Source organism: Bradyrhizobium sp. SPXBL-04 (assembly GCF_051853035.1).
Classification (GTDB): Bacteria; Pseudomonadota; Alphaproteobacteria; order Rhizobiales; family Xanthobacteraceae; genus Bradyrhizobium; species Bradyrhizobium zhanjiangense.
On the sequence record NZ_CP182472.1, the window covers coordinates 5,216,708 to 5,241,180 of the forward strand.

Sequence of the window (24,473 nt, forward strand, 5' to 3'; positions counted from 1 at the left end):
TCGACCGATAGTGCTGTTTACACTGGAACTTGGCGTGTATTATACAAGCGCGCTGGAACCCTATGATTGCCCCATAATTCGTAGCTTGGGGGCACGAGCGCCGCCGAGCCGATATGAAAAAAACACGGCCGATCCTCTGGATTCTGATCATCGCGGCCGTGGCCTCCGCGGGTTACTATGGCTGGCAGAAATACGGCTCGCCCGGGGCCGGAAAAACCCAGACAGCCCAGAAGGCTCCACCTCGCCAGCAGCCCGTTCCCGTCAGCGTTGCGCCGGTTCAGAAGACCGACTTCCCAGTGTATCTGACCGGTCTCGGCACGGTGCAGGGCTTCAACACCGTCCAAGTCCGCAGCCGAGTGGATGGTCAGATCGACAAGCTCGCCTTCCGCGAAGGCCAGATCGTCCAGCAGGGCGACCTTCTGGTCTCGATCGATCCCCGCCCCTATCAAGCCGCGCTCGATCAGGCCAAAGCCAAGAAGGCGCAGGACGAGGCGAACCTCGCCAACGCCAATCTCGAGCTGCAGCGCGCCATGAGGCTCGGCGAATTCGCGACCGCGCAGCGGGTCGATACCCAGCGCTCCACTGTCGCCCAGCTCACCGCCCAGATCGCGGCCGACGAAGCGGCAATCGCCAACGCCCAGACCCAACTCGACTACACGCAGATCAAGGCGCCGATCACGGGCGTCGCAGGGCTGCGCCAAGTCGACATCGGCAACATCGTCAACGCCTCGACGCAGACCGGCATCGTCACGATCTCGCAGGTCGAGCCGATCGCCGTGATCTTCACGGCACCGGAAGACCAGCTCCCCTACATCACCGAAGGCCAGCAGGCCGGCGCGCTCAAGGTGATCGCCTTCACCACCGACGGCAAGAAGACGCTGGCCGAAGGCAAGCTCGCGGTCATCAACAATCAGGTCGACACGACCAGCGGGACTATTCGGCTCAAGGCGGTGTTCGACAACAAGGACCACACGCTGTGGCCGGGCCAGTCGGTTTCAACGCGTCTTCTGGTGCGGACGCTGAAGGATGCAACCGTGGTTCCCGATGATGCGGTCCAGCATTCGACCAACGGCCTGTACGCTTATACCGTCAATCAGGACAACAAGGCCGAAGTGCACAAGATCAAGGTCAGCTATGGCATCGATGGACGTTCGGTCATCGATGAAGGCCTCACGCCCGGGCAGCAGGTCATCACCGGCGGTCAGTTCAAGGTGCAGCCTGGAAGCCTCGTCTCGACAGCGGTGGCGAGCTCGGATCCGACCCAGAACAAGGTTCGACACGAATGATCGCGGGCGGGATTTCGGCACCCTTCATCCGTTATCCCATCGGCACCTCGCTGCTGATGGCCGGCATCCTCTTCGTCGGCCTCGTCGCCTACCCCCTGCTGCCGGTCGCGCCGCTGCCGCAGGTGGACTTCCCGACCATCCAGATCACCGCCAATCTGCCGGGCGGCAGCCCCGAGACGATGGCCTCGTCGGTGGCGCAGCCGCTTGAGCGGCAATTCGCCCAGATCCCCGGCATCGCCCAGATGACCTCGACCAGCTATCTGGGCACGGCGTCGATCACCATCCAATTCGACCTCAATCGCAGCATCGACGGCGCAGCCAACGACGTTCAGGGTGCCATCAACGCCGCCAGCGGCCAGCTGCCGAAGAACCTGCCCTCGCCGCCGACCTACCGCAAGGTCAACCCGGCGGACGCCCCGATCCTGCTGCTGTCGGCAACCTCCGAGACACTGCCGCTGACCAGCGTCAGTGACGCCGTCGACGCCCAGCTCGCCCAGCAGATCAGCCAGCTCTCCGGCGTCGCGCAGGTCTTCATCGGCGGCCAGCAGAAGCCGTCCATCCGCGTTCAGATTGATCCGGCGAAACTCGTCGCCAAGGGCCTGTCGATGGAGGACGTCCGCAGCCAGATCGCCATCACCACGGTCGACAGCCCCAAAGGCAATATCGACGGGCCCAAGCGCGCCTACACGATCTACGCCAACGACCAGCTCACCCACGCCAAGGACTGGAACGACGTCATCATCGCCTATCGCAATGGTGGCCCGTTGCGAATCCGCGATATCGGCCAGGCGGTCAGCGGCGCTGAAGACGCCAAGCAGGCGGCCTGGGCCAACGGCAAGCGCGGCGTGTTCCTGGTGATCTTCAAGCAGCCCGGTGCCAACGTCATCGAGACTGTCGACCGGATCAAGGCCACCCTGCCCCGGCTGGTGGCCGCCATTCCGCCCGCAATCAAGATCGAGCTGATCAGCGACCGCACCACGACAATCCGTGCCGCAGTCGAGGACGTCCAGTTCACGCTGCTGCTGACCATCGCACTCGTGGTCATGGTCATCTTCATCTTCCTGCGCAGCTTCTGGGCCACCGTCATCCCCACGGTCACGGTGCCATTGGCGCTATTGGGCGCTTGCGCCTTGATGTGGGTGGCCGGCTATTCGCTCGACAATCTGTCGCTGATGGCGCTCACCATTGCGGTCGGATTCGTGGTCGACGACGCCATCGTGATGCTCGAGAACATCACCCGCTACATCGAGGAAGGGGAATCCCCGCTCGCGGCCGCCTTCAAGGGCTCCAAGGAAATCGGTTTCACCATCGTCTCGATCAGCATCTCGCTGGTGGCGGTGCTGATCCCCCTGCTGCTGATGGGGGGCATCATCGGACGCCTGTTCCGCGAATTCGCCGTGGTGCTGGCGATGACGATCTTCGTCTCGATGTTCGTGTCGCTGACGCTGACGCCGATGATGGCCTCGCGCTTCCTACGCGCGCATGGCGAAGTGACCCACGGCAAGTTCTACCAATGGAGCGAGCGCACCTTCGACGGGATGCTGCGCGGCTACGAATATGTGCTCGACCACGCCCTGGCCTGGCGCCGCACCACGCTCGCGATCTTCTTCGCCACGCTCGGACTGTCGATCTACCTGTTCGTCCTGATCCCGAAGGGCTTCTTCCCGCAACAGGACGTCGGCCTGATCACGGCCACGTCCGAAGCCTCGCAGGACATTTCGTTCAAGGAAATGGTCAGACGCCAGGAGCAGCTCGGCAAGATCATCCTGGCCGATCCCGATGTTGCCAGCGTTGCCATGGCGATCGGCGGCAGCGGACGCGCCGGCAATAACGGCGCCCTGTACATCACGCTCAAGCCTCGCGACATGCGCGAGGCCTCGGCTCAGCAGATCATCGCGCGCCTGCGTCCGCAGTTCGACAAGGTCGAGGGCGCTCGCCTCTACATGCAGGCGGCCCAGGACGTCCGGCTCGGCGGCCGGCCGACCCGCACGCAGTTCGAGTTCACCCTGCAGGACGCCGACCTCGCCGAGCTCAATGACTGGGCGCCAAAGATCCTCGCCAAAATGCAGACGCTGCCGGAGCTGCGCGACGTCGCGACCGACCAGCAGACGCAGGGCACAACCGTGCAGCTCAAGATCAACCGCGACACCGCCTCGCGCTACGGCATCCAGCCGCAGATGATCGATGACACGCTGTATGACGCTTTCGGCCAACGGCAGGTCACGCAGTATTTCACCCAGCTCAACACCTACAAGGTGATCCTCGAGATCCTGCCGGAGATGCAGGGCGATCTCGATAGCCTGAATAAGCTCTATCTGAAGTCGCCGCTGACCGGCGAACAGGTGCCGCTGTCGACCTTCGCGACCTGGACCACCGATCCGGTCCGCCCGCTCTCGATCAGCCATCAGGGTCAGTTCCCGGCGATCACGATCAGCTTCAACCTCGCGCAAGGCGTCGCACTCGGCCAGGCCACCGAGGCCGTGCAGCAGGCGATGGTGGAGCTCGGCGCGCCGCCGACGCTGAATTCGAGCTTCCAGGGCACCGCGCAGGCGTTCCAGCAATCGCTCGGCACCGTGCCGCTGTTGATCCTCGCTGCGCTCGTCGTGGTCTACCTGATCCTCGGCATCCTCTACGAGAGCTACATCCATCCGATCACGATCCTGTCGACCCTGCCCTCGGCCGGCGTCGGCGCGCTCGCGATCCTGATGGCGGCCGGCTTCGACTTCAGCCTGATCGCGCTGATCGGCATCATCCTCCTGATCGGCATCGTGAAGAAGAACGGCATCATGATGGTCGACTTCGCGATCGCCGCCGAGCGCGACGAACACAAGACACCGGCGGAATCGATCCGCCAGGCCGCGCTGCTGCGCTTCCGCCCGATCATGATGACGACGATGGCCGCGCTGCTGGGCGGCGTACCGCTGATGCTCGGCCACGGCACCGGCGCCGAGATCCGCCAACCGCTCGGCTACGCCATGGTAGGCGGCCTGATCGTCAGCCAGGCGCTGACGCTGTTCACCACGCCAGTGGTTTATCTCTATCTCGACGAGCTCAACAACTGGTTCTCGGGTTGGGGCCGTTCGGGTGACGGCGAAGGCGACGAGGCGGCCGAGCGCCGCAGCGTCAAGCAAGCCGCCGAGTAAGCTTGCGCCGCACCTTCCGCGACGCTACAGCGAGACCTCGATTCAAGCTAACGCGGTTTCGCCATGCTCATGCAATCCAGACTTGTCGCCCTCGCCGCCACTGTCCTGTTGTCGACCAGCGCCGCACATGCCCAGCAAGGCGCCAAGAAGAACGCCGCTTCTCCTGCCCCGGCCACGCAGCCCGTGCCTGCCCCGACGCAAGCACAGGCGGACGGCGCTCCGGGGCAGCCCGGTTGGATCGTGCGCTGCACCAGCGCAAGCCGCGAGGCGCCGCTCGAATGCGCGATGGAGCAGAACGCGGTGCTCACCAAGACCGGCCAGACCGTCATCTTGATCAACATCCGCATCGCTCCCGACACCCGCACGCCGATTGCGCTGCTGCAATTGCCGCTCGGCCTCAACCTGCCCGTCGGCGCCAAGCTCCAGGTCGACGAGGGCAAGGCGTTCGATCTCCAGATCCAGACCTGCGAGAACCGCGGCTGCTACGCCTCGACGCCGGTCGCGCCGGACCTGCTGGCCGCCTTGAGGTCGGGCAAGCAGTTGAAGGTCTCCTTCCAGAACATGGCCAAGGAGACGATCGCGATCCCGATGCCACTCAACGATTTCGCCGCGGCCTACGACAAGATCAAGTAACGGGCAGCGTCAGGTCGCGATGTCGCCTGCCCGAAGCAGCGTCGTGAAGCCGCCATAGATCATGCGCTTGCCGTCGAACGGCATGCCGTCCATTTTCAGCCGCGGGTCCGCCATCACCTTCTTGTTGACGGCATCGCGGGTCTCCCGGTCGCGGTAGACGATCCAGGAGAAAACCACGATCTCGTCCTCCTTTGCCATCACCGCGCGCGGAAACGAGGTGAGCTCGCCATAGGGGACGTCGTCACCGATGCATTCGACATAGTCGAGCGCGCCGTGCTCCAGCCAGAGTGCGCAGGCGGTCGTTGCCAGCGTCTTGTAGGCCTCGATCTTGTCCTTCGGCACGGCCAGCACGAAACCATCGACATAGGACATCACGGATTCTCCTTGGGTTGTGTAACTCAAGGACGATGGAGTGCGCGGAGATCCGACCCGGAAACGCGATTTTTCAGATGAGGCAAACGCTCGCGAGCGGCGGTGCCGCCAACGAACCGTCCCTGCCGCGCAGATGCCGAGAGGTTTACGACTAGAGAAAGAGCGCCGGAACTGGCTGGGGAACCTGGATTCGAACCAAGACAAACAGAGTCAGAGTCTGTTGTGCTACCGTTACACCATTCCCCACCGAAGCGCTTGATATCCCTAAGCTTTCTTCGGAAGTTTTGCAAGGCCGGCTGAAAGTTTTGCAAATCAGCGGCTCGCAGGCCGGTCATATAGCTGCGCCAGCGTTGGCGGTCTAGTCCTTCTGTGAACATCGGGGCTGTAAGTAGGAGCGCCTTAGTTGGCGGCCTTGTCCTGTTTAATTCCGCTCACGGATGCGACGAAAAGGCCTCAGCTCCGGGAAATGGGATGAGCTGAGGCCTCCAGAAAAATGGCCCCAGCTCGCGGGGATATTGGGGGGCATTGGAGCTGGGGCCAATCGGGGTCACCCTTTGGGAAGGGCATCGGGAAAACTTGGCAATCGCACCGGTCTTGCGAAAGGATAGCACGCAAGACTGATCATTCGACTGGCTGCGGGGGGCGCTCGTTCCTAAAAATCGAGAGGTCCACCCCCTCATCGACCCTCTATGGTTATCTGCTCGAACGCGACGGCCAGCTTCAACCAGGAGGCAACCGTCCACTGTGTGGGTTCTACACGGCAAGGCGTATGCTTAAAGCACGCTGGTTAGAAAAGGTGGGGAGTCGATACGCGCTGACTCCGGAGGCTCTGCGGCAATTGCGCTGATCAGCTCATAAGATCGGCGCGAGCTTGGAGCGATCGCGATGCGCCGTCTCATCTTGAGAGGAACGTCGAGGTCATTGACTGCATTGAGTCAAGCGCGGCTCAAGCAGCCGCCTCCACCTTTAGGAGCGAACGGTGTCGAGATCACCGGTTTCGAGGGACGAGCTTGAGCGAATTGCGCTGCAGGAGATCCGGAGTTTTCCAGGCACAGAAAAGGTCGTCTCCATCGAAGTTGAATTCGGGCCAGACTACCGACCCGGTACCTCGGACTGGAAGCTGCATGTCATCGCACAGGAAGGCTGCGATCTTGCACGCGTTCAATACGCAGCAAAGACTACAAGCGACCGGCTCAAACGTCGCTATGAGATCCGTTTAAACTAATTTCTGATCAAGCCGATTATCACCGATTATCAAGAGGACGGCCCCGGAGCTGCTGCTTCTTGCCGATCAGCGTGGCAAGATTCGACATCTCACGATTCCCAATCCGGCATTGAAGGGCCGCTTCGAAAGCGGCCCTTCGTCGTTCACCAACTGCGGGTGCCGAAGCTGAAGCCGATGCTCGGGCCGCCGCCATAGTAGCCGTAGCCGCGATCGTAATATCCTGGACCGCCGTAATAGCCATAGCTGCGGCGGACCACATAGCCGTCGTCACCGCCGTAGTAGCGCTGGACGTAACGAGGGCCGCGGGTCCGGTAGCAGCGGCCGTACTCGTTGCAAACTAGGCGCACCTGCTGGATGTCCGAGACCTCTGTCGAACCGACGGCGGTCGGATTGAGCGGGGCGGCCGCCGCGGCGGATCCCAAAAGGGTGGCTGCGAGGAATCCCAGTCCGATAGCTTTCATAGTCGTTTCTCCTATTTGGCAAGATCAGTCGATCTCTTCGATGATGCGACGCTCACGGGGGGCGCGATGTAGGTCCGCTCTCCCGATCGATCTACCGATACTCCCGCAACGTCGGCGCAGACCTCCTCGGGAAGGCCTCGATCTCCATGCCTTCGAGCACGCTTTCGCCCGTGCGGCTTTCGGTACGCACCGTGCAGCCTGTGGTCCACTGCTCCCGAGACAGGGCGCGCCTGGACATCGCCGTGGAGCGGCCCGAGTACGGCAATCTGGAGACCTCCAGAATGCAGGTAGCCTACAACACCCGACAGGATCGCGGGTTCCTTTATCGGGAAAATTCGGCACCTCGCGCACACTCTGCCAAGAGAATTAATCCCCTCTCGCAGCAGTCCGCCTCAGCACGACCGGGAACATTCGGAACTTTTACTACTCTCCAGTTGCGTGACTATTCTTGATTGAATGGAGGAGCGCTTATGAAGAAACTGATCGTGTGCGGAGCCCTTGCCTCTTTCGCTCTTGGCAATCAGGCAGCTGGCTGCCGAATTTTACATTGCGCGTGATGCTACGACTAAGAAGTGCACAGTCGTAGATACTAAGCCGACGACGACCACCACGACAGTCGTTGGTGACGGCGTCTACAAAACCAAGACGGAAGCCGAGTCCGCCGTGAAGACCGTCAAGGTCTGCACCGAGCAGTAAGGATTTGATCGACTTGTGACGTCAACGGCCCGCTTGGCGGGCCGTTTTCTTCGCGACTGAGTGGCGGAGAATGACGTCCATCGTCGAACTCCTCTTCCTGAGGACGACAAACCGGGAGCTTCCATCGCCAAGCAGCGAGCCTTTGGCGCCTAGTCCAGCTTGATGTTCGCGGCTTCGATCACCTTCTTCCAGCGCGCCGTCTCGGCGGCGATGTAGGCCGCAAACGGGTCGGAATCCACCGCGACCGCAGTGGCGCCGAGCTCGGCCAATTTCTGCACCGTGTCCGGCTGCTGCATGAAGGCGCGAATCTCGGCCGAGAGCTTTTCGACGATCGGTTTCGGCGTCCCGGCCGGGACGAAGAAGCCGTGCCAGGCCACGGCCTCGAAGCCCGGCAGGAATTCGGCGACGGCGGGAGCTTCGGGATCGAAGGCGGCCCGCTTCGGCGTCGCGGTCGCGAGCAGTGCGAGCTGGCCGGTCTTCACCTGCGGCAGCAGCAGCGGCACGTTGTCGAAGGCGAGATCGATCTGGCCGCTCAACAGGTCCGTCAGCATCTGGCTGGAGCCCTTGTAGGGTACGTGCACCATCTTGGTGCCGGTCATCTGCTGAAACAGCTCGGCGGCCAGATGCTGCGAGGTGCCGACGCCGGCCGAGCCGAACGAGACCTTGTCCGGATTCGCCTTCAGATAAGCGATCAGCTCCGGCACGGTGCGTGCCTTGATCTTGTTGGGGTTCACGACAAGCACGTTTGGCACGACGCTGATCTGGGCAACCGGCGCAAGATCCTTGTCCGGCTGGTAGCTGAGCTTCGGACCATAGAGCGACGGGTTGATCGCGAGCGCGGACGTGCTCGCAAGCCCGAGCGTGATGCCGTCAGGCGCCGACTTCGCCAGCCGCGTCACGCCGAGGATCGAGCCGGCGCCACCGACATTCTCGACCACGAACGGCTTACCGAACTTCGCTTGCAAATGGTTGGAGACCATGCGGGCGAAGATATCGGCGGTCCCGCCGGCGGCGAACGGAACGATCACCGTCACCTGCTTGGATGGATAACCGTCCTGGGCCTTTGCCGGCGACGTCGCCAGCAGCATGAGTGAGGCAAGAACAAGCCACATCGATCTCATCGAAGTTTCCTCTGTTTTCAGTGTTGTTGATTGGTGCCGCGAACGAGCGGCGGAGATGGCTAAAGCGCGATGCATCGCGCCTTAGCTTATTGTTTGAGCATGATCTTTTCGGAAAACCACTATCCGGATCATGCTTTAGAACGCGACCTCGTACATGTTCAGGATCGCATCCCGGCTAAGGTCGCGCGGATTGTTGTCGAGCAGGCGGCGAATGGCGTGCGCCTCGTCGGCCATGACGCCGAGGTCGTCCCTGGGCACGCCGAGAGCCGACAGCCGCATCTCGATACCGAGATCGGCGCAGAACTTGTAGGTTGCGTCGAACGCCAGCTTTGCATCGCCCTGCTTCGGCAATCCAAGCGCCCGGAGCACCGCGACGGTCTTCGCCTCCACGGCCGGCATGTTAAAGGCCAGCGTGTGCGGGAAGATCACCGCGCAGGCGAGCCCATGCGCCACATGGTGACGCGTGCCGAGCGGATACGCGACCGCATGGCCGGCGGTCGTATTCACCGGCCCGAGGCAATAGCCGCCATAGAGCGAGGCCAGCGCCAGGCCGGCACGCGCCTCGCGATCGCTACCATCGACCACCGCCCGCTTGAGATACTGCCCAACCAGCCGCGCGCCTTCGAGCGCATAGAGGTCGATCGTGGGATGCGCCTTGCGGCTGGTGTAGGCCTCGACGCAATGCGCCAGCGCATCGACGCCGGTCGCTGCGGTGACCTCTTTCGGCGCCGTCATTGTCAGATCCGGATCGACGATGGCGATGTCAGCCAGCATGAAGCGGCTCTGCACCGCCTGCTTGTTCTGGCTCACGGGGTCGGTGACGAGCGCGCGGGTGCCGGCTTCGCTGCCGGTGCCCGAGGTGGTGGGAATCTGCATCAGCGCCACGCTGCGACCGGCCACCTTCTCCGGCCCAACGATGTCGGCGAAGACCACGTCGTTCGTGCACATCACCGCCACCAGCTTGGCGAGATCCATCGCGCTGCCGCCGCCGAAGCCGACCACGAGATCGGGCTTGACGTCGCGCGCTATCGCGACCGCCTTCTCAAGATTAGGCAGGTCCGGCTCGGGCTTCACATCGCCGAACACCTTCACGGCACCCGGCAGCGCCAGCGTGTCGACGCGACGCGCGTTGAACGGGTCCGAAATCACCAGCGGCCGTTTGGCGCCGATCCGTTCGGCGAAGCGTGCCGCGGCGGCGATCGTACCGCAGCCGAACTCCAGGACAGAGGGGCGAAGAATTTCAATGGGCGTGAAGGCGTTGGTCATCGTGCGTTCGATCTCATGACTTGGATGTAGAAGCGCCGACGGCCAGCCGCTCAGCATAGTCGATGGCCTCGATCAGGCTGTGCTCGTTGGCGATGCCCTTGCCGGCGATGTCGAAGGCGGTGCCGTGATCGACGGAGGTGCGAATGATCGGCAGGCCCAGCGTGATGTTGACGCCGGAGAGCTCCTGCCAGCGGCCGGTCGCGGGATCGACCTGGAAGCCGAGCAGCTTGACCGGGATGTGGCCCTGGTCGTGATACATCGCGACCGCAGCATCGTACTGGCCGGCGCGCAGCTTGACGAAGATGGTGTCGCCAGGCACCGGACCGACGACGTCGAGACCATCAGCGACCGCCTTGGCGATCGTCGGCGCAGACACATCGATGTCCTGCCGGCCGAACAGGCCGCCCTCGCCGGCATGCGGATTGAGCGCGGCGATCGCGATCTTCGGCCTTTCGATGCCGAGCCGGCGCAGCGCGTCGTTGGTGAGGTCGATCACCATGCGCAGGCGCTCCGGCGTCAGACGCTTCGGCACGTCCTCCAGCGCCACATGAGTCGAGACGTGGCTGACGCGCATGTTGCCATGGGCAAGCAGCATCACCGAGCCGCGCACGCCGGTGAGATGCGCGAGCATCTCGGTATGTCCAGGGAAATGATAGCCGGCCTTGTTGAGGGCTTCCTTGTTGAGCGGTGCCGTGACGATGGCCGCGGTGCGGCCCGCCTGCGTCAGGCGCACGCCCTGCTCGATCGCCTTGTAGGCAAAGCGGCCGCCATCCGCGCTGAGCACGCCGGGCTTGATCGGTTCGCCCTCGGCGTCGGCCTGGAGGAAACACAGATTTGGCCAATCGCCATCCTTGTCGCTCACCTCGGGGATGGCAATGTCAGCGCCGAGCGAGGCCTTTGCGCCATCAAGCGCCGCGCCGCTGCCGATGATCAGCAGGCGCAGATCGCCCTTCGCGATCCGGTCCTTCAGTCCGACGCAAGCCTTGACGATGATCTCCGGTCCGATCCCGGCGGGATCACCCATGGTGATGGCAAGATGACGAGAGGTCATGTCGGACTCCTCATGTTGAGCAAATGATTGTCCCGAAGCAGATCGCGCCAGAGCTCGCTGGGGCCGAATGCACCGGACTTCGAGATGACGTCCACTCCGGCCCACCGGCCGCCCTGCAAGATCGAGCGCGGCAACCCCGGCACGATACGTCCCGTCACCTGGAGCGCATGCGCGCCTAGTGTAACGCACGCCGCCTTCAGGGTCTCGCCGCCAGCAGCGATCAGCGTGCCCGGAGGTTGGAGCGCCGCGATCAGCGCCGCCATTTCGCGCGCGATCCGCTGCGCCGCCTCCGCGCGCGTCAGGCCGTCGGCGAGAGAGAATTTAACCAGTGCCACGGCGTCATCGGCCAGCTTGCGCCGCACAGGCGCCGCGCCCTCGCCTTCCGCAAGCGCGATGGTTGCCTCGCCGCACGCAGCCAGCTGAGACGCAGTCGCGGGTTGATCCGAGCCGAACAGCCCCAGCACCGGCAGCTTCAATTGGCTCGGCGCATCGGCGCGATGGCTGCGGGCGAGCGCGCCGGCGAGCCCACCGCTGCCGCACCATAGCACGGGTCCTGGCATGCGCCGTCCCATCTCGATGACCCGATCGAGGTCGATGTCGCTTTCGGCGTCGAAGACCTGAACGCCGGCCTGCGACAGCGTGTCGGCCCCGCCCTGCCGGGCCTCGATGCCTTCCTGCCGCAGCTGGGCTAGCAGATTGTCGCCGACGCGGTGCCACTCGCCTTGCACCGTGCGCGCAAATTGCTGGCCACCCACGGTGCGCCGCCCCTGATAGTCGAAGGCGGGCGCGACCACGCAGGACGCCCAATCGCCACCGCGCAGGCAGGCGCTGAGCTCGGCCGCCCACGCGCCGCGAAGGAGGCTATCGACTTTCTTGTAGGCGATCGTCGCCCCGTGGAGCAGCGGCGCCAGTCGTCCAACGATCTCGATGCTCTCGGCTTTGGAGCGTTCGCGTGTGCCGCTGTCGATCGCCAGGCTTTGAAAGCCCTGCGCCGCAGACGCTTCCGGCCAGGTGACGTCGAACGGCCCGCAGAGGCCGACGAACTCCGCCGCGGTGTCGAGCGCACCGGTGAGGTCGTCGGCAAGCAGGCGGACGCTCGTCATCGTCGCGCGCCTCCGGCAGTAAAGATCTTGCCCGGGTTCATCAGGCCGTTCGGATCGAGCAGTTGCTTGATGTCTCGCATCAGCTCGATATCGAGAGGATCGGTGACGCGCGCAAGCCGGCCGCGATTCGTAATGCCAATGCCGTGCTCGGCACTGATGGCTCCGCCTTGCGCTGCGGTCTCGTCATCGACGATCTCGTTGATCTCAGCCACCAGCGCGGCCGTTGCAGCAGGGTCCTGACAATGCGCGCGGTCGATCAGCGCGATCACGTGGAGATTGCCATCGCCGATATGGCCGTGCATCACGACGCGCGCATGCGGCACGGCAGCCTTGATCCGGGCCTCGACATTGGCGACGAAGGCCGCCTGACGCTCCAACGGCACCACGCTGTCATGCGACACGACATAGCCGCTGCGCTTGTTGCCTTCGGACACGCTGTGCCTGACCGCCCAGATCGCCTTGGCCTGCGCCAGGTTGGACGCCAGGATCACGTCGTCAGTGAGCCCGGCCTCCATCGCCTCCGCGAGCACCGTGGCGAGCGGCTCGTTGAGGTCAACGCCTGCGAGCGTATCGGTCAACTCGACGATCAGATACCACGGCGTCGTCAGCTCGAATGGGATCGTGACATGCGGCACGGTCTCCGCAATCGCCTCGATCTGCGCGCGCGACATGATCTCGAGGCTGCCGAGCCGGTCGCCAACCACACCGCGCAGGCGCTGCATGACCTCGAGCGCCTGCTCGACGCCTTGCAGTTTCAGCAGCGCCAGCGCTGAGCTGCGCGGCGGCGCAAACAGTTTCAGGACCGCCGCCGTGACGATGCCGAGCGTGCCCTCTGCGCCGATGAAGAGCTGCTTGAGCGCGTAACCAGTGTTGTCCTTGCGCAGCGCGCGCAGGCCGTTGAAGACGCGCCCGTCGGGCAGCACGACCTCCAACCCGAGCACGAGGTCGCGTGTCGGTCCGTAGCGAAGCACGGCCGTGCCGCCGGCATTGGTGGAAATGTTGCCGCCGATCTGGCAGGAACCCTCGGCACCCAGGCTCAAGGGAAAATAGCGATCGACGCTACGGGCCGCATTCTGCACCTCGGCGAGGATGCAGCCGGCTTCCACCGTGATCGTGTTGGCGAGCGGGCTGACGTCGCGCACGGCCCGCATACGGTCGAGCCGGATCACGACATTGCCCGCACGATCGTCCGGCGTCGCGGCCCCGCACATGCCGGTGTTGCCGCCCTGCGGCACGATCGCAAGCTGCCTCGCCGCGCAGTATTTGACGACGGCGGCGACCTCGGCGGTCGAGCCGGGCTTCACCACCGCGACCGCGCGACCGTGATAGCGGCCGCGCCAGTCCACCACATAGGGCTCCTGGTCGGCTCCGGAGGCGATGACGTGCTTGTCGCCGACGATGTCGGCGAGCCCGGACAGCACATCCTGGAAAGAGTCGGACATCGGACCGCCTCGCCGCCGGCCTCGCGGCTAAATGGCGGCTGCGAATGCAGTGGCATCCGCAAGCAGCTCTTTCACTTGAGCCGATGGCAAGGATTCCAGCGGTGGACGCAGCCGCTGCCATCCGGCATGGCTGGTGCGTGCGGCCACCAGCGCCTTCAGCGAGGCCATCTGCGGGAAGCGCGAGACCAATTCGCGCGCCCTGACGATGCGCGCCTGCGCGGCCTTGAGCGCTGCGTCGTCGTCGCTGTCGCCAAAGTGCTTGTAGACGTAGGCAAGGTCGCGCGCCACGAGATTGGACGTCGCGGTGATGCAGCCGGCGCCGCCCTTGCGGAGCAGCGGCAGCAACAAAGGATCGGCGCCGACCAGGACCGAAAAGCCGGGAAAGCGTTCGACCATCGCGGTCATGTTGGCGAAGTCGCCGGAGGAATCCTTGATGCCGGTGAACGTCGCTGGATAAGCCGCGCGCAGCCGCTCGATCAGCGCATGCGAGATCGGCTGCGCCGACATCTGCGGGATGTGATAAAGCACAATCTTGAGCCTGGCATCGCCGATGCGCTGCACGACCTCGCTGTACGACGCGAAAATGCCGTCGTCGCTGACGCCCTTGTAGTAGAACGGCGGCAGCATCACCACGGTGTCGACGCCGACCGAGAGCGCATGACGCGTCAGGGCGATGGTCTCGTTGAGGGCGGTGACACCAGTGCCCGGCAGAAGCCGTTGCGGCGCGATGCCGGCCGCAACCACCGCTTCGAGCAGCGCGGTGCGCTCAGTGGCCGAGAACGAGTTCGCCTCACCGGTCGTGCCGAGCAGCGCGATGCCGTCGCAGCCTTCGTCGAGCAGATAGCGACAATGCGCGACGAAGCGCGCATGATCAGGGGCGAGCTCGGCATCGAGCGGAGTCAGCGCGGCGGAGAACACGCCATGAGGGTGCAGCGATGATGTCGACAAACTTCCTCCGATCGTCAAAATCGATGTTGTTCGGAATGCGAACATTTGTTATTGGATTGTCCCGTCGTAAAATCAGCTTGCCGCCACGTCAAGGGGACATGTCATGGCGAGACATTCGAGCTTGGCCAAGGTCGAAAAGAAGGCCACGAAGCGCGTATCGGACACTGACGCGAAAAATCCAAAGAATTACGTCGCTTCCGTCGGCAAGGCCTTTGCTGTGCTCAAGAGTTTCACCAGCGAGGCCTTCGAGCTGACCTTGAGTGAGATTGCCGCACGGGCCGACCTCGATCGCGGAACGGCGTTCCGGCTGATCCAGACCTTGATCGAACTCGGCTACCTCCAGGCCGTTCCGCAGAGCCGCCGGTTCCGCCTCGGCGTTGCCTGTCTCGATCTCGGCTACACCGTGCTGTCGCACGGGTCGCTGCGACAGATCGTCGAGCCGCTCCTGCGCGACCTCGTGCCTGATGTCGGCGATGCGGCTTCGCTCGGCATCCTCGACGGCGGCGACGTGGTCTATCTCGCACGGGTCGGCGCTGGCCTCGACCGCCACAAGATGGATCGCCGGCCGGGCACGCGAATCCCCGCCTATAGCGCCGCGCTCGGCCATGTCATGCTGGCGCATCTGGCGCGGGACGAGCAGATCGCGCGGCTGGAGTCGCGACCGCGCGTCAAACTGTCGGAGCGAACGCTCACCGATCTCGACGCCCTGCTCGCCCGGCTCGATCAGGTGAAGAAGAAAGGGCACGCCGTCTCCGACGGTGAGAACGCCTATGGCCTGCGCACGCTGGCAGCGCCGATCTTCGATGCCCAGGGTCTCGTGATTGCCGGATTGAGCGTCACCATCGATGCGGTGCGCATGGAGATGCCGGCCTTTCGCGACCAGGCGCTGCCGCGCCTGATGCAGCTGACGCGCCAGGTGCAGGACCTCGCTATCAAGTCCGGATTGACGAGCTGAACGGCTTCTCGAGGCTAGATGGCAATGCGATCGAAGTCGGCAGCGATCCGGGTGTTCGGAAAAATCCTGGCTGCCTCTGCAAGGACCTCATCGTCCTCATAGCGGCCCGACTGATGCGTGAGCACGAGCTGGCCGACGTTGGTCGCGGCCGCAAACGCAGCCGCATCGCGCGCAGTGAGGTGCCCATAGTCCCGCGCGGTCGATGCGTCGCGATCGAGGAACGTTGCCTCGATCACCAGCAGATCGGCGGCAGAAACGTATTTGGAGAGGTCTTCGGTGGTCTCGGTATCGCCGATCACGACGAGCTTCCTGCCGCCGCTCGGCGGCCCCAGGACGTCTCCCGGTTCGATCGTTCGATCGGCGATCACGACCGGTCGTCCCGCGGCCAACTCTCCGCGCATCGGTCCATCTGGAACGCCCAGTTCGGCAAGGCGCTCTGGCCGAAGATGGCGGCGTGCGGGGCTCTTGAAGGAAAAACCAAAACTGTCGGTGTCGCGATGGCGAACCGGAAAGCAGTCGATGATGAAGTCGCCGGCGTCCATGACCTGCCCTTCGGTCAGGGCTGAGAACTCCACCGCGATCGGCGCCCTGCCCGCACCCCACAGGCCCGCAAGCATCCGGATGACGAGATCGAGCGTGCCCTGCCCGCCATGAATGGTCATCACGTCGGAGGTCTGCCGCAAGCCCAGCGTTGAAAAGAGGCCGGGAATACCGAGCACGTGATCGAGATGGGCATGCGTCAGCAGGATGCGGTCGAGCCGCCGAAAGCCGGCACCGCTGCGCAGCAACTGACGCTGCGTGCCTTCGCCGCAATCGACCAGAATGCGCTTGCCCGCCGCCTCCACCAGGAGCGCCGGATGGTTGCGCTCCGCCGACGGAACGCTGGCCGAGGTTCCGAGAAACGTCAGGGCGAACATGGTCGTCACGTGTCCACTTGTGGACGGTCTCACCGTCCCCAATGCCACGCGATCAGTATCGCGTACAGGCCCATCGACGCGGCATACAGCGCGGCGAGGAGTGCGTATCCCGCAATCTGGCGGCCGATAGTCGCCTTCGGCGAGATCCACCAATCGAGCATCTTGAAGGCGGCGGGCACCAGCCACCAGCCGAGCAGCTGGGTGCTGACGAGATTGCCGACAAAGAGCGACAGCCAGACCGGCACGCCGTGGTTGTCGATCAAGGGCGCGCTGATGAAGTAGCCCCAGAGGTAGACCACGGGATAGAGCACCAGAAGGACGATGAGGTTGCTCTTCCAGATCAGGCCAGGCCCTTGCTCCGGAGCCTGCGCCTTGCCGGCCGGGAACCAGAAATTGAAGCCGTAGCTCGCCCGCCTCACATTCATGCCGGCGTTGAAGCGCTCGCCTTCCCTCAGCAGCGACTGCCGCAACGGCGAGTCCAGCCATGCATTGAGGTTGGCATCACTGTCGAACGACAAGATGATGATCCATTCGTCGTGCAGGCCTGGAATCGGCCGCTCGATCTTGTGGCGCAAAAATCCCTTGAACTCGGCTTCTGCGGCCTGGATGCGCTGCTGCCATTTGAGGAAAGCATCTTCGAGTCCGTCCGGGACTTTGAAGGAGATCACGGCGGAGACCGCGCTGTCGCGCTGCACGCCGCTGTCGGGCAGGATATGGACGTCCTCCGAACCGACGAAGAAGTGCTGCACCTTTGCGATGAGCCGCGCCCGCACATCGCTCTGAAGCCAGGCGCGGGCTGCGGCCGGGCTCGCAAAGCGCAGGATCGTCACCCAGTCGACATGGGCCGGCGGCTGCGGCGGCACCACCTCCTGGCTGAGGAAGCCGGGCCAGGCCTTGAGCGCCTCGCCGACCTCGCCGTTCCACCGCGCGAACGCGGCAAAGCCATCGTCGGCGATGCGGCGCTGGATCACGAGGGCGACCGGTTGGCCGGCCGTGTCAGAAGATGCGCTCATTGGCAGCGGTCCGCCTCAGTCCTTCTTGTAGAGACGCTTGCCCATCACCCAGGTCTCGTCGACGCAGCGATCGTCGCCGACCATCATGACGGCGAACAGCATGCTCGCGGCCTCGTCCATCGTGCGCGGCCCGGCGCCGTCGGCGATCAGCGACTGGTGCCACGCTTGCGCGACTTGCCCGCCGTTCGGATCGAGCGCGACGAAATCGGCCTCCTTGCCGGGCTCGAAATTGCCGAGCTTGTCGTCGATGTAGAGGCCTTCGGCACCGCCGAGCGTGATCGACCAGAAGCCGCGATACGGCGAGAGCTTGTTGCGCTCGGCTTCGGCGAGATCCTTGCGCGCCGGATCAATGCTCCCGTCGAGCAACGTGTTGTTGCACATGCCCACCTTGTAGGCATCGTCGAGCACGGAGATCATCGAGAAGCGGTTGCCGCCGCCGACGTCGGTGCCGAACGACATCTTCACGCGATGCTCGGGATCGGTGGCGCGGCCGAGCCGGAACAGGCCGCTGCCGAGGAACAAGTTCGAGCACGGGCAGAACACCACCGCCGCGCCCTTCTTCGACATGCGGCGGAACTCGTTGTTGGAGAGATAGACGCCGTGGCCGCCGGAGAATTTCGGTCCGACCAGATCGAACTTCTCGTAGACGCCGAGATAGTCCTGGCAGTCCGGGTGTTCGACGAGCACGCCACTGCATTCGGCCGGGTTCTCGGAGATGTGGGTGTTGACCCAGCAGTCCGGATGCTCGTGCTTGAGGCGCTGACACGCCCTCAGCAGGTCCGGCGAGGCGCCGAAGGCGAAGCGCGGCGTGATGGCGTAGAGGTTGCGGCCCCTGTTGTGGTACTGCGCGATCAGCCGCTTGCTATCGCGGTAGAAATTCTCCGGGGTATCGATGAAATCGGCCGGCGCGTTGCGATCGATGCCGGTGAGGCCCGCGATGACGCGCATGTTGCGGCGGGCCGCTTCCTCGAACAGTTCCTCGGTCGACACTGGCGACGAGCTCGTGAACGCCTGGCAGGTGGTGGTGCCGGACGCCAGCAGCGCGTCGAGGAAACGCTTCACGCCCTCGCGTGCGTAGTTGCGATCCCGGTATTTGAGCTCTTCCGGATAGACCCACTTCTGGAGCCACGGCAGCAGTTGCTCGCCATAGGCCCCTAACACGCGGGTCTGCGGCAGATGGATGTGGCCGTCGATGAAGCCCGGGACGATGATGCGATCCTTGATATGGGTGATCTCAACGCCGGGATGGGCGGCGGCGATCTTCTCGTAAGCACCGAAAGCCTTGATGACGCCGTCGGTGACAACCATGAGGCCGTCCTGGTGAAAGCGCGCGGCGGCCTGCTCGTTGCCGATGTGCTTCCAGGGATCGTCGACGAAGTCGAAGAACGTGCCGCGAATACCGACGGTGGTCATGATTTGGCTCCTTCCTTAATTCTGTGTGGCGTGGCGCGCCGAGGGCAGCGAGATCGCAAGCAGCGTGCCCGCGATGGCGCAGAGGCCGAGGTAGAGCCCTCCGATCGGTGCCTGGGTCGCCTCGGGCAACACCGCCGCGATTGCCATGGCGCCGCTCACGGCGAGGTAGCAGAGCGAGCTGATGAGGCCGCCGATCAGGCCGTGGTCGCGCTCGAACAGGCCGAGCGCCATGCCGTACATCATCGGGCACAGCACGCCGCAGCCGCCGAGCACCAGCGCGCCGCCGATCGTGATCGACGCAAAATCGAGACCAAAGACCATGCCGGTTGCGGTCAGGAGCGCGGCGCCGGCGAGAAACAGCGCGAAGGCGCCGAAGCCCAGCATGCGGGCCGGCATCAAGCGCGCGAAATGCGCGCAGCCGAGCTCGCCGGCGAGATTGACACCGCCAAGTCCCAGCGCGACGAGGCCATAGATGGCGGCGGAATAACCGAGGCCGGTCTGGTAGAAGAACGGCGCGACGACGCCGAACGCCAACTGCGCGCTTGCTGCGGCAGCAAACACCAGCACGAAGGCGAGAAAGCCCGGGCGAACGAGAGCCTCGCGCAGGATGCCGGCGGTGCGGCGCGGATCGAACGGCGCTCGCCGCTCCGCCGGCAATGTTTCCGGCAGCAGCAGCATGACGATCGCGGCGACGATTGCCGCGGCGATGGCAATGACGACGAAGACTCCGCGCCACGACGTCAGCTCGACGATGAAGCCGCCGGCTGCAGGCGCCAGCACGGGCGCGAGACCCCAGGCAGCACCAAGCAGCCCGGAGATCGCCGTGAGCTCGCGGCCACGAAAGCAATCAGCTCCGACCGCATAGGCAACGACAAGACAGGTGCAGCCGCCGACGCCTTGCAGGAAGCGCAGCGCAAGCAGCAGCGAGGCGCTGGTGGCCAGCGTACAGGCAATGCTCATCGCAATGAGCACCGACAGGCCTGCGAGCAGGACGCTGCGACGGCCGAGCGTATCGGAGGCGATGCCGACCGGCACCAGCGCGAGAGACATGCCGAGCATGTAGGCGGTGACGGTGTTCTGCATCGAGGCCGCGTCAGTTGCGAGGTCCACCACCATCTGCGGCAGGCCCGGCGTATAGGCGTCGAGCGGAATCTGACTGAACGGCACGACGCACAGCAGGATCGGCACGATCCCCCGCTTCGCGCGACCGGCGTCCGACGCAACTGCAGTCATGGCTTACGCCCCTCGATGGCCGCGGGCCTGTCTTTTCGTGCGCGCAATGAGATGCGACGATGCAGGCTGCGGTCTTGACGCGTGGAGCGTGCCAGAACTGTGTGTAAAAACTCTTAGGCGTTCCCGTATCGGCACCGATTTTGATTGGCCGACGTTGCGATCTTTGTTGCCAGCCAGGCGCTCAAACAAAAAACGCGAAAACAGCCCCATGCACAGTACAAATCATTGAAGAATTTCGCACCACGCGGCGCGAGCCCTGCGCGGGGGGAACGTTTGACACGTCGAGCAAAACAGGCGCAGAATTGCATGATCGCCGATTGTGAATTCGCAAGTCGAGCCGGCGCCGTTAACCGCTCAGAAGGCATCGCGGATCGCGACCGCCTCCGCCCCGACCGGCGGGCAGATCTGGTTCCCACAACGGCCGCCTTCTCATCCCATTCCCGAGATTGCATGTTCGATCCCCCAGTCCAGTTTGCGGCCGGAAAAGCCTCGACGCGACGTGAGATACAATGGAGACCGTGATGCAACGAGCGCCGGCCGCAGATGCCGCTGACTTGGACTACGGCTCGATCAGCACACTGCTGAGCGCCCTGCACGCGCGCAAGATCTCTGCGTCAGAGTTGCTCGCGCATACGATTGCGCGCATCGAGGCGTTGGACGGGCAGATCAATGCCGTCATCGTCCGCGATTTCGAGCGCGCGCGAAACGCCGCACGCGCCGCCGACGCCGCACTTGGCCGCGGCGAGCGGCGGCCGCTCCTCGGCATTCCCGTGACCATGAAAGAACCGTTCAACGTCGCAGGCCTGCCGACGACATGGGGCTTTCCGCATTTCAGGGATTTTCAGCCAGCGGAGGACGCCCTGGTCGTTTCGCGACTGAAGGCGGCGGGCGCCGTCATCATCGGCAAGACCAACATCCCGATCGGCTTACGGGATTTCCAGAGCTACAACGATATCCATGGGACGACGAACAATCCGTGGGACCTCGGCCGGTCGCCCGGCGGCTCCTCAGGCGGATCGGGCGCGGCACTGGCCGCAGGATTCGGTCCGCTCTCGATCGGCTCGGATATCGGCGGCTCGATCCGGGTGCCCGCGCATTTCTGTGGTGTATTCGGACATAAGCCGAGTCTCGGTCTGGTCCCGCTGCGCGGATACAGCCTGCCGCCGGCACCGCCCGTCCCTAGCCAGGGGGACCTGGCTGTCATTGGGCCGATGACGCGCACTGCCGCGGATCTGGCGTTGGCGCTCGGCGTGATTGCCGGCCCCGACGAAATGCGCGACGGGATCGGCTATCGCCTTGCGCTGCCTGCTCCGCGACATGACCAGCTCAGGGATTTCAGGATCCTCGTGATCGATACCCACCCGCTGATGCCGACGGGCGAGGCCGTGCGTTCAGCCATTGGACGATTGGCCGAGCGGATCGGACGATCAGGCGCACGAGTCGCGCGTTCAAGTGCGTCGCTACCCGATCTCGCCCAGTCCGCGCGGCTCTACATGAAGCTGCTGAACGCAGCGCGAAGTCCACGCCTGACACCGGCCGCCCTTGCAGAGGCGCAAGGCCTTGCCGCCGCATTGGCGCCCGACGACCGCAGCTTGGCGGCAGAGCGCGCGCGCGGCTGGGCCATGATCCACCGCGAGTGGCTGGCGGCGGACGCGGCGCGGCTTCAGCTGCAGCAACGCTGGCACGAGTTCTTCCGCGAGTTCGACGCAGTGATCTACCCGGCCGCCGCCGTGCCGGCGTTTCCACATGATCAGTCCGAGCCGTTCGACGCGCGGCAACTGGACATCGATGGGAAGCTCTATCCTTACGCCGACGCGTGCTTCATCTGGGCAGACCCCGCTTCGATCTGCGGACTGCCGGCAACCGCTATGCCGATCGAGCGCACGCCTGCGGGCTTGCCGATCGGCGTCCAGATCATCGGGCCTTATCTCGAGGACCGCACGACGATTGCTCTCGCCGAACTGCTCGAACGCGAGTTCGGTGGCTTCGTCCCGCCGCCGGCGCTGTCTTCAACGCAATTTGCGAAATAACAAGGCCGTTACGTTTTGTCAGCCGACTGCGCTTCGACCGCCTGCACCGCGACGTTCGCCACCTGCCGCAGCGCCTCGCGATCCGCGCCTGAGGACGCCATCACGCCCATGCCGACCGCGACGGCCGAGACATAGCGCGCGAGTGCGGCGGGATCGGCGCCTTCCCTGAGATCGCCTTCGGCCTTGGCGCGAACAAAGCGGTCGCGGAGCTGGTCCTCGTTCTGGGCACGGCGGGCGGCGAGTTCGAACGGGACGTTCTCGGAGCCGGTGCCGCAGGCAATCCCGCCCTGCACGAGCAGGCAGCCGGGCGGATTGGCCGGATCGGTCTGCTTGTCGGCGATACCCATCAGCATCCGCTCGGCGACGGCGCGGGCAGTCGGTGCTGCCACCACTTCGTCCATCCAGACGCCGCGCAGCTTGGTGTAGCGGTCGAGCGCGGCCTTCAGCAGGCCTTCCTTGTTGCCGAAGCAGGCATAGAGACTGGGTGGGTTGATGCCCATGGCCTCTGTGAGCTGAGCAATGGTGGCGCCCTCATAGCCATGGCGCCAAAACACTTCCATCGCCTGGTCCAACGCCGTTTCGGCGTCGAATTCGCGGGGGCGTCCCATGCCCATCTGCCTCTCTCCTCCGAATTCGCGTTCTGCTGGAAGCTTAACGCCAAATCCTATCTATTTGTTCTAGCTTTATTTTCTCTGCTGTCTTCCAATTCTTGCGGTATGCAGCTACAATTTTCTTAGCGAACGGTACATAAGTATCTTGCGCTGCGATATCCAGCTCCACATCTGTAGTGAACACTACATATCTGGAGCGCGCAAATGCCCCCCTCCCAAAATACCGCCCGTACCGGCCGCTTTCGTCGCCTTCTCGGTGGCGTCGCCATCGTGGGCGCCCTCGCCGTAGCCGGATCGATCGCGACCGGTCACTATTTTCGTACGGCCCAGGCGACCGCAACGGCGGCCGCGGCCGAGCAAGCCGTCTCCGTCACCGTCGCGATGATCGAGCCACGGCAGACCGTGCTGTGGGACGATTTCTCCGGCCGGCTCGAGGCGATCAACCGCGTCGAGCTGCGCCCGCGCGTGGCAGGAGCGATCCTGTCGACCAATTTCACCGAAGGCGCGCTGGTGAAGGCCGGCGACGTGCTGTTCAAGATTGATCCCGCGCCCTACGCGGCCGAGGTCGACAAGGCCGCAGCCCAGCTCGAGGCCGCCAAAGCGCGCGTCGTCTTCACCCAGAGCGAGCTCGAGCGCGGCGCTCAGCTGGTCGGCAACGCCGTGGTGACGCGGCGCGATTTCGACCAGCGCGAGAATGCCAATCGTGAAGCGATCGCCAACGTAAAGGCAGCCGAGGCAACGCTCCAGACTGCAAAGCTCAATCTCGACTACACCGAGGTGCGCGCGCCCGTGGACGGCCGCGTCGGCAAGATCGAGGTCACGGTCGGCAATCTCGTTGCCGCCGGCACCGCATCCCCGGTGCTGACTTCGCTGGTCTCCGTCAATCCGATCTACGCCTCGTTCGATGCGGACGAAGAGGTCGTGCTGCGCGCGCTGAATTCCATTGCAGATGGCTCCGGTCAGCGCGGCAAGCTCGACCAGATCCCGGTGGAGATGGGGACGTCCGATGGCCTCTCGGCCAAGGGCCACATCCAGTTAATCGACAATCAGGTCAACGGCCAGAGCGGCACTATCCGCGTTCGCGCGGTCTTCCGCAACGAGGACGGGCGTCTCATCCCCGGCCAGTTCGCCCGCGTGCGCATGGGGCAACCGAAGCAGCAGACGCTGGTGATGATCGACGAGCGCGCGATCGGCACCGACCAGGACAAGAAGTTCGTGATGGCGGTCGGTGACGACAGCCGCGCCGTCTACCGGCCGGTCACGCTCGGCGGTGCCGTCGATGGGCTGCGCATCGTCACCGCGGGCCTGAAGTCCGGCGACCGCATCGTGGTCAATGGCTTGCAGCACGTGCGTCCCGGCGCCCTCCTCAAGACAGAGGTGGCGACGATGGGCGCGCGAGGGCAGCAGGCATCCAACCACAGCAATCAGGACGTGGTGCAACGCTAGTTACGTCGTTCCGGTTCGCGCGGCTTGTCGAGCCGAAGCTCGAAGAGCGAAGGCGGAGCCGCGCGCCCGGAATGACGAAGTCATAACGACCAAGACATCGCATCTCGA

At 64.3% G+C, this 24,473-nt stretch carries 19 protein-coding genes, 1 tRNA gene and 1 pseudogene; 7 read left to right on the plus strand and 14 right to left on the minus strand.

Translation table 11 applies throughout. From position 1 onward, the window contains the following. The first annotated feature begins 113 nt into the window (after positions 1-113). The 3 genes from ACNJX8_RS24885 (at position 114) to ACNJX8_RS24895 (ending at position 5,062) form a co-directional block, all read left to right on the plus strand. A complete protein-coding gene (locus ACNJX8_RS24885; protein WP_439357098.1) occupies positions 114-1,286 on the plus strand; it encodes an efflux RND transporter periplasmic adaptor subunit in 1,173 nt (390 codons plus the stop codon). Next, positions 1,283-4,429 carry a multidrug efflux RND transporter permease subunit gene (locus ACNJX8_RS24890; protein WP_439357099.1) on the plus strand — a complete coding sequence of 1,049 codons (3,147 nt, stop codon included), beginning with the start codon at positions 1,283-1,285 and terminating at the stop codon, positions 4,427-4,429. Before ACNJX8_RS24885 ends, ACNJX8_RS24890 begins: the two co-directional genes overlap by 4 nt. A gap of 63 nt (positions 4,430-4,492) precedes the next feature. Then, entirely contained in the window at positions 4,493-5,062 is a 570-nt protein-coding gene (locus tag ACNJX8_RS24895) for an invasion associated locus B family protein (RefSeq protein WP_439357100.1), read from the plus strand. 9 nt (positions 5,063-5,071) lie between these two features. On the opposite strand, the gene ACNJX8_RS24900 is transcribed toward ACNJX8_RS24895, so the two are convergent. The 3 genes from ACNJX8_RS24900 to ACNJX8_RS24910 form a co-directional block, all read right to left on the minus strand. After that, complete coding sequence (locus ACNJX8_RS24900) at positions 5,072-5,434, minus strand: DUF1428 domain-containing protein (RefSeq protein WP_164939832.1); 363 nt, start codon at positions 5,432-5,434, stop codon at positions 5,072-5,074. A 172-nt stretch (positions 5,435-5,606) separates the two neighbouring features. Next, positions 5,607-5,680 (minus strand) — tRNA-Gln (locus ACNJX8_RS24905). A gap of 1,122 nt (positions 5,681-6,802) precedes the next feature. Then, on the minus strand, positions 6,803-7,120 hold the full coding sequence (locus ACNJX8_RS24910; RefSeq protein WP_128934411.1) for a hypothetical protein: 318 nt from the start codon (positions 7,118-7,120) through the stop codon (positions 6,803-6,805). Between the two features lie 470 nt (positions 7,121-7,590). On the opposite strand from ACNJX8_RS24910, the pseudogene ACNJX8_RS24915 reads away from it, so the two are divergent. After that, positions 7,591-7,816: pseudogene (locus ACNJX8_RS24915) on the plus strand (hypothetical protein). 149 nt (positions 7,817-7,965) lie between these two features. On the opposite strand, the gene ACNJX8_RS24920 reads toward ACNJX8_RS24915, so the two are convergent. The 6 genes from ACNJX8_RS24920 to ACNJX8_RS24945 form a co-directional block, all read right to left on the minus strand. Beyond that, the gene (locus ACNJX8_RS24920; protein WP_439357101.1) at positions 7,966-8,937 is read right to left on the minus strand and encodes a Bug family tripartite tricarboxylate transporter substrate binding protein; all 972 of its coding nucleotides are present in this window, start codon (positions 8,935-8,937) and stop codon (positions 7,966-7,968) included. Positions 8,938-9,072: 135 nt separating this feature from the next. Beyond that, positions 9,073-10,203, minus strand: a complete 1,131-nt coding sequence (locus ACNJX8_RS24925) for an iron-containing alcohol dehydrogenase (RefSeq protein ID WP_439357102.1) — start codon at positions 10,201-10,203, stop codon at positions 9,073-9,075. A gap of 13 nt (positions 10,204-10,216) precedes the next feature. After that, positions 10,217-11,254, minus strand: a complete 1,038-nt coding sequence (gene pdxA, locus ACNJX8_RS24930; RefSeq protein WP_128934413.1) for a 4-hydroxythreonine-4-phosphate dehydrogenase PdxA — start codon at positions 11,252-11,254, stop codon at positions 10,217-10,219. Then, a complete protein-coding gene (locus ACNJX8_RS24935; RefSeq protein WP_439357103.1) occupies positions 11,251-12,357 on the minus strand; it encodes a four-carbon acid sugar kinase family protein in 1,107 nt (368 codons plus the stop codon). Before ACNJX8_RS24935 ends, pdxA begins: the two co-directional genes overlap by 4 nt. Next, positions 12,354-13,799 (minus strand): FAD-binding oxidoreductase, encoded by a 1,446-nt coding sequence (locus ACNJX8_RS24940; protein ID WP_439357104.1) that lies wholly within the window; start codon positions 13,797-13,799, stop codon positions 12,354-12,356. Before ACNJX8_RS24940 ends, ACNJX8_RS24935 begins: the two co-directional genes overlap by 4 nt. A 27-nt stretch (positions 13,800-13,826) precedes the next feature. Further along, complete coding sequence (locus ACNJX8_RS24945) at positions 13,827-14,747, minus strand: dihydrodipicolinate synthase family protein (RefSeq protein ID WP_439357105.1); 921 nt, start codon at positions 14,745-14,747, stop codon at positions 13,827-13,829. Between the two features lie 103 nt (positions 14,748-14,850). Here ACNJX8_RS24945 and ACNJX8_RS24950 point away from each other — a divergent pair, with 103 nt between their 5' ends. Then, complete coding sequence (locus ACNJX8_RS24950) at positions 14,851-15,702, plus strand: IclR family transcriptional regulator (RefSeq protein WP_439357106.1); 852 nt, start codon at positions 14,851-14,853, stop codon at positions 15,700-15,702. A gap of 14 nt (positions 15,703-15,716) precedes the next feature. Here the strand turns inward: ACNJX8_RS24950 and rnz are convergent, their stop codons facing one another. Genes rnz through ACNJX8_RS24970 form a run of 4 tightly spaced genes read right to left on the minus strand, consistent with a single transcriptional unit; the run spans position 15,717 to position 20,278 of the window. After that, positions 15,717-16,619, minus strand: coding sequence for a ribonuclease Z (rnz, locus tag ACNJX8_RS24955; protein ID WP_439361976.1), 903 nt, complete (start codon positions 16,617-16,619; stop codon positions 15,717-15,719). Between the two features lie 29 nt (positions 16,620-16,648). Beyond that, positions 16,649-17,632 carry an antibiotic biosynthesis monooxygenase gene (locus tag ACNJX8_RS24960; protein WP_439357107.1) on the minus strand — a complete coding sequence of 328 codons (984 nt, stop codon included), beginning with the start codon at positions 17,630-17,632 and terminating at the stop codon, positions 16,649-16,651. A 15-nt stretch (positions 17,633-17,647) separates the two neighbouring features. Next, entirely contained in the window at positions 17,648-19,045 is a 1,398-nt protein-coding gene (gene guaD, locus ACNJX8_RS24965) for a guanine deaminase (RefSeq protein ID WP_439357108.1), read from the minus strand. Positions 19,046-19,060: 15 nt separating this feature from the next. Then, positions 19,061-20,278 (minus strand): multidrug effflux MFS transporter, encoded by a 1,218-nt coding sequence (locus tag ACNJX8_RS24970; RefSeq protein ID WP_439357109.1) that lies wholly within the window; start codon positions 20,276-20,278, stop codon positions 19,061-19,063. A 521-nt stretch (positions 20,279-20,799) separates the two neighbouring features. On the opposite strand from ACNJX8_RS24970, the gene ACNJX8_RS24975 reads away from it, so the two are divergent. Beyond that, positions 20,800-22,308, plus strand: coding sequence for an amidase (locus tag ACNJX8_RS24975; protein WP_439357110.1), 1,509 nt, complete (start codon positions 20,800-20,802; stop codon positions 22,306-22,308). Positions 22,309-22,316: 8 nt separating this feature from the next. Here ACNJX8_RS24975 and ACNJX8_RS24980 read toward each other — a convergent pair whose 3' ends face one another. After that, positions 22,317-22,922, minus strand: a complete 606-nt coding sequence (locus ACNJX8_RS24980) for a TetR/AcrR family transcriptional regulator (RefSeq protein WP_128938593.1) — start codon at positions 22,920-22,922, stop codon at positions 22,317-22,319. A 201-nt stretch (positions 22,923-23,123) separates the two neighbouring features. Between ACNJX8_RS24980 and ACNJX8_RS24985 the strand changes: the two genes are divergently transcribed. Further along, positions 23,124-24,365 (plus strand): efflux RND transporter periplasmic adaptor subunit, encoded by a 1,242-nt coding sequence (locus ACNJX8_RS24985; RefSeq protein WP_439357111.1) that lies wholly within the window; start codon positions 23,124-23,126, stop codon positions 24,363-24,365. Positions 24,366-24,473 lie beyond the last annotated feature (108 nt).

Excerpts from the sequence above, each read along its gene's own strand:
- ACNJX8_RS24950 (WP_439357106.1), top strand. The coding sequence starts at position 14,851 with ATGGCGAGACATTCGAGCTTGGCCAAGGTCGAAAAGAAGGCCACGAAG.
- rnz (WP_439361976.1), bottom strand. The coding sequence starts at position 16,619 with ATGTTCGCCCTGACGTTTCTCGGAACCTCGGCCAGCGTTCCGTCGGCG.
- ACNJX8_RS24925 (WP_439357102.1), bottom strand. The coding sequence starts at position 10,203 with ATGACCAACGCCTTCACGCCCATTGAAATTCTTCGCCCCTCTGTCCTG.
- ACNJX8_RS24940 (WP_439357104.1), bottom strand. The coding sequence starts at position 13,799 with ATGTCCGACTCTTTCCAGGATGTGCTGTCCGGGCTCGCCGACATCGTC.
- ACNJX8_RS24890 (WP_439357099.1), top strand. The coding sequence starts at position 1,283 with ATGATCGCGGGCGGGATTTCGGCACCCTTCATCCGTTATCCCATCGGC.
- ACNJX8_RS24900 (WP_164939832.1), bottom strand. The coding sequence starts at position 5,434 with ATGTCCTATGTCGATGGTTTCGTGCTGGCCGTGCCGAAGGACAAGATC.
- pdxA (WP_128934413.1), bottom strand. The coding sequence starts at position 11,254 with ATGACCTCTCGTCATCTTGCCATCACCATGGGTGATCCCGCCGGGATC.
- ACNJX8_RS24910 (WP_128934411.1), bottom strand. The coding sequence starts at position 7,120 with ATGAAAGCTATCGGACTGGGATTCCTCGCAGCCACCCTTTTGGGATCC.
- ACNJX8_RS24895 (WP_439357100.1), top strand. The coding sequence starts at position 4,493 with ATGCTCATGCAATCCAGACTTGTCGCCCTCGCCGCCACTGTCCTGTTG.
- ACNJX8_RS24960 (WP_439357107.1), bottom strand. The coding sequence starts at position 17,632 with ATGAGCGCATCTTCTGACACGGCCGGCCAACCGGTCGCCCTCGTGATC.
- ACNJX8_RS24935 (WP_439357103.1), bottom strand. The coding sequence starts at position 12,357 with ATGACGAGCGTCCGCCTGCTTGCCGACGACCTCACCGGTGCGCTCGAC.
- ACNJX8_RS24980 (WP_128938593.1), bottom strand. The coding sequence starts at position 22,922 with ATGGGCATGGGACGCCCCCGCGAATTCGACGCCGAAACGGCGTTGGAC.
- ACNJX8_RS24985 (WP_439357111.1), top strand. The coding sequence starts at position 23,124 with ATGCCCCCCTCCCAAAATACCGCCCGTACCGGCCGCTTTCGTCGCCTT.
- ACNJX8_RS24920 (WP_439357101.1), bottom strand. The coding sequence starts at position 8,937 with ATGAGATCGATGTGGCTTGTTCTTGCCTCACTCATGCTGCTGGCGACG.
- ACNJX8_RS24975 (WP_439357110.1), top strand. The coding sequence starts at position 20,800 with ATGCAACGAGCGCCGGCCGCAGATGCCGCTGACTTGGACTACGGCTCG.
- ACNJX8_RS24885 (WP_439357098.1), top strand. The coding sequence starts at position 114 with ATGAAAAAAACACGGCCGATCCTCTGGATTCTGATCATCGCGGCCGTG.
- guaD (WP_439357108.1), bottom strand. The coding sequence starts at position 19,045 with ATGACCACCGTCGGTATTCGCGGCACGTTCTTCGACTTCGTCGACGAT.
- ACNJX8_RS24970 (WP_439357109.1), bottom strand. The coding sequence starts at position 20,278 with ATGACTGCAGTTGCGTCGGACGCCGGTCGCGCGAAGCGGGGGATCGTG.